Raw genomic sequence first — 3,281 nt, forward strand, 5'->3', positions numbered from 1 at the left:
CGTGTCCAAGATCCTCGCCTAAGCGACCGGATCACCAAGACTAACGAAAAGGCCCGCTCAACCGAGCGGGCCTTTTTTTTGCGTGGGACGCGGCCCGGACAGCGGCGGGGTCATCTGAACGTTAGCGCATTGCCGACGCGCGCGGGGGCGATCCGAACTGCAGATGCTGCCACTTTATCCAGGCCAAATCCGCAAACGCTCACAAGATCGCGCTTCCCTCACCAAATCGCCTCTGCGTCAGGGCGCGTCGGCAATGCGCGGCGGCTTCGCCTTGATTCCGCGCCCGGTGCCAGCAACTGGTTCGTCAGTGGAAGGTGGGTAGAAATCCCCAACTTTCCCCTTGCTCCACCACCCTATCCCGCGTATAGCGCGCGGGTTCGCAGATAGCGGACTGCTTGAGAAGCGGGATTCGATCCCGCTTTTTGAGTTCGAAGAGGGCCGGGGGAATGAGCCGCCGGTCGTCCTATCAACTCCAATAAGCCTGAAAGGGCGAATGACATGCAAAGTCAGAACATTCGTATCCGGCTCAAGGCGTTTGACTATCGTGTGCTGGATGCCTCCACGCAAGAGATCGTCAACACCGCCAAGCGGACCGGCGCGCAAGTTCGCGGACCGATCCCGCTGCCGAACAAGATCGAGAAGTTCACGGTTCTCCGTGGCCCCCACGTCGACAAGAAGAGCCGTGACCAGTGGGAAATCCGTACCCACAAGCGTCTGCTCGACATCGTCGATCCGACCCCGCAGACCGTGGACGCGCTGATGAAGCTCGACCTCGCTGCCGGCGTCGACGTTCAGATTTCGGTCTAAGGAGGGCAACAAGATGCGCTCTGGATTGATCGCCAAGAAGGTGGGCATGACCCGCCTGTTCATGGAAGACGGCAAGCAGATCCCTGTGACCGTTCTTCAGCTTGATAACCTGCAGGTCGTGTCGCAGCGCACGTCCGAGAAGGATGGCTATTCTGCCGTTCAGCTCGGCGCGGGCACCCCGAAGGTCAAGCGTGTTTCCAAGGCCATGCGCGGCCACTTCGCCGGTAACGGCGTGGCCCCCAAGCGCAAGCTGGCCGAATTCCGCGTGACCCCGGACAACCTGATCGAAGTGGGCGCCGAACTGTCGGCCGAACACTTCCTGGAAGGCCAGAAGGTCGACGTGTCCGGCACCTCGATCGGTAAAGGCTTCGCCGGTGCCATGAAGCGGCACAACTTCGGTGGTCTGCGCGCCTCTCACGGTGTGTCGATCAGCCACCGGTCGCACGGCTCCACCGGTCAGTGTCAGGACCCGGGCCGCGTGTTCAAAGGCAAGAAGATGGCCGGCCACATGGGCGCCGTGCGCGTCACCACCCAGAACCTGGAAGTTGTCCGGACCGATGCAGACCGTGGTCTGATCATGGTCAAGGGCGCCGTTCCGGGCTCGAAGGGTGGCTGGGTCACCATCAAGGATGCCGTGAAGAAGAAACTGCCCGAGGGTGTTCCCTTCCCCGCCGCCGTGAAATCGGCTGCCGTGGAAGAAGCCCCCGTTGAGGCTCCGGTTGAGGGAGCGGAAGAATGAAACTTGATGTAATCAAGCTCGATGGCGGTTCTGCCGGTACCGTGGATCTGGACGAAGCTCTCTTCGGTCTGGAACCCCGCGCCGACATCCTGCACCGCGTCGTTCGCTGGCAGCGCAACAACGCCCAGGCCGGCACCCACAAGGTGAAGACCCGGTCGGAAACCAGCTACTCGACCAAGAAGATCTACCGCCAGAAGGGCACCGGTGGCGCACGCCATGGTGACCGCAACGCGCCGATCTTCCGCAAGGGTGGTATCTACAAGGGTCCGACCCCGCGCAGCCATGGCCACGACCTGCCGAAGAAGTTCCGCAAGCTCGGCCTGCGTCACGCCCTGTCCGCCAAGGCGGCAGCGGGTGAGCTGGTCGTTCTGGACAGCATCGCGCTCGACGCCCCCAAGACCTCGGCGCTTGCCAAGCAGGTCAAGGAACTGGGCTGGAAGCGCGCGCTGATCATCGACGGCGCATCCGTGGACGAAAACTTCGCCAAGGCGGCGCGCAATATCGAAGGTCTCGATGTGCTGCCGACCATGGGCGCAAACGTCTATGACATCCTCAAGCGTGACACGCTCGTGATCACCAAGGCGGGTGTCGAAGCACTGGAGGCTCGACTGAAATGAGCGCGAAGGCAGAACATTACGACGTGATCCGCAAGCCGGTCATCACCGAAAAGTCGACCATGGCATCTGAGAATGGCGCGGTTGTTTTTGAAGTGGCGATCGACGCGAACAAACCCCAGATCAAGGAAGCGGTTGAAAACCTCTTCGGCGTGAAGGTGAAGGCGGTCAACACCACCATCACCAAGGGTAAAACCAAGCGGTTCCGCGGCCAGCTCGGCAAGCGGAAAGACGTGAAGAAGGCCTATGTGACCCTCGAAGAGGGCAACACGATCGACGTGTCGACTGGCCTCTGATCTTCTGATCAATGTGATTGAGGGAACCCTCGGCGAAAGCCGGGGGTTTTCTTGTTTCGGGGATGTCCCATATGGTTTGGGGGATCTGAGGAAGGATTGTGATCATGGCGAGCGGGCAAGTCAAACTGCATTTCCTATGCGGCAAGATCGCGGCGGGCAAATCGACACTGTCCAAGGCGCTGGCGGCGGAGCATCGCGCGGTTGTGCTGTCGGAGGATGAATGGCTGCCGCTGCTCTATCCCGATGAGTTGCTGACGATCTCCGACTATGTGCGCTATTCGACCCGGTTGAAGAAAGTCGTGGGGCCGCTGGTGCGCGACCTGCTGGCGGCGGGGGTGAACGTGGTGCTGGATTTCCCGGCCAATACGGTCGAACAGCGCCGCTGGATGAAGGAAATGGCCGACAGCACCGCCGTACCGCATACACTACACTATCTCGATGTTCCGGATGAGGTCTGCAAGGCCCGGCTGAAGGCACGCAATGCAGGTGGTGAGCACCCGTTCGAAGTGACGGATGAACAGTTCGAAAAGATCACCAGCCACTTCGTGCCGCCGAGCGAGGGGGAGGGCTTTAGGATAGTGGTGCATGACGCGTAGGGTGGGCAGTTTTGCCCACCGACCAGCAAAGTTGTCGTAGTGGCGGGCAGAACTGCCCACCCCACGCTTGCTTCCAAGTGAAGACAATCAAAAGCCCCTCGGCGTGAGCCAGAGTGCTTCTCATTTGTTAAAATTCTTCAACTGGTCCAGAACCCCCATCATTCGCCTCATTGATCAAATACCCCAGCACCCCGACGGCCAGCGCGCCGCCGATGATGCAGATGGCGGG

The 3,281-nt window shown here is 60.6% G+C and carries 5 protein-coding genes; all 5 read left to right on the forward strand.

Annotated elements, in window-relative coordinates; translation table 11 throughout:
* Window positions 1-498: 498 nt before the first annotated feature.
* The 5 genes from rpsJ (at window position 499) to RBB16_RS20550 (ending at window position 3,052) form a co-directional block, all read left to right on the forward strand.
* Window positions 499-807 (forward strand): 30S ribosomal protein S10, encoded by a 309-nt coding sequence (gene rpsJ / locus RBB16_RS20530; RefSeq protein ID WP_035248435.1) that lies wholly within the window; start codon window positions 499-501, stop codon window positions 805-807.
* A 13-nt stretch (window positions 808-820) separates the two neighbouring features.
* A complete protein-coding gene (rplC, locus tag RBB16_RS20535; RefSeq protein WP_071690455.1) occupies window positions 821-1,546 on the forward strand; it encodes a 50S ribosomal protein L3 in 726 nt (241 codons plus the stop codon).
* Complete coding sequence (gene rplD / locus RBB16_RS20540; RefSeq protein WP_306047891.1) at window positions 1,543-2,163, forward strand: 50S ribosomal protein L4; 621 nt, start codon at window positions 1,543-1,545, stop codon at window positions 2,161-2,163. Before rplC ends, rplD begins: the two co-directional genes overlap by 4 nt.
* Entirely contained in the window at window positions 2,160-2,456 is a 297-nt protein-coding gene (locus RBB16_RS20545) for a 50S ribosomal protein L23 (RefSeq protein WP_071690457.1), read from the forward strand. Before rplD ends, RBB16_RS20545 begins: the two co-directional genes overlap by 4 nt.
* 104 nt (window positions 2,457-2,560) lie before the next feature.
* Entirely contained in the window at window positions 2,561-3,052 is a 492-nt protein-coding gene (locus RBB16_RS20550) for an ATP-binding protein (protein WP_306047892.1), read from the forward strand.
* Window positions 3,053-3,281 lie beyond the last annotated feature (229 nt).

This window comes from Nioella sp. MMSF_3534 (genome assembly GCF_030732985.1).
GTDB lineage: Bacteria > Pseudomonadota > Alphaproteobacteria > Rhodobacterales > Rhodobacteraceae > Nioella.